The organism is Mycobacterium sp. E2497 (assembly GCF_001668695.1).
Classification (GTDB): Bacteria; Actinomycetota; Actinomycetes; order Mycobacteriales; family Mycobacteriaceae; genus Mycobacterium.
This window is the reverse complement of the sequence record NZ_LZKD01000194.1, coordinates 1-574: the sequence shown is the minus strand read 5'-3', so window position 1 is coordinate 574 and position 574 is coordinate 1. Positions and strand designations below refer to the sequence as shown.

Below are 574 nucleotides of genomic sequence, written 5' to 3'. Positions count from 1 at the left end.
CGTCGAGGTGGCTGGAGGCGAAGGCGACGCCTTTGTCGATCATGGCGCCGTCGTCGGCGTAGGTGTTGTGGGCGGCGAAGTTCATGCCGTCGGAGCAGACCGGGTCTTCGGTGGCGCAGACCTTGATGGTCTTGTCCTGGTAGGCCGGGCCGATCACGACGGGCGGCTCGTTGAGGAAGTTCATGGCGCGCACGTTGGGCATGCCGAACAGCACGACCGAGGAGACGTGTTGGGCGACCGTGGGGTCCAGGGGCTTGGGCACGGTGTTGGGGTCGACGCCGTCGGGTACCGAGGGGGAGGTGACGAAGCCCATTACGGCCGCGCCCTGGGAGTAGCCGCCGAGCACCATTTTGGTGTTGGGGCAGTCGTGGGCCATCGAATTGACATGGTTCGCGGCGTCTCTGATGCCGTCGACGCCGGTGTCCCATTGGTCGCTGGCGGGGTAGTTGACCGGGTAGACGTCGAAGGATTTGCTTCCCATGCGCGAGTGCAGGGCGTCGACGAAGGCTTGTCCGGTGGGGCCGACGCCGGGGGCTTCGCCGGTGCCGCGGGCGAAGACCACCTGTACGTCGGG

Annotated in this window: 1 protein-coding gene; it reads right to left on the bottom strand. The window is 66.9% G+C overall.

Translation table 11 applies throughout. The annotated features are described in order from the left end of the window. Nucleotides 1-574: cutinase family protein (locus tag A5713_RS18090; RefSeq protein WP_197516401.1), on the bottom strand; the 574-nt coding region annotated here is incomplete at both ends.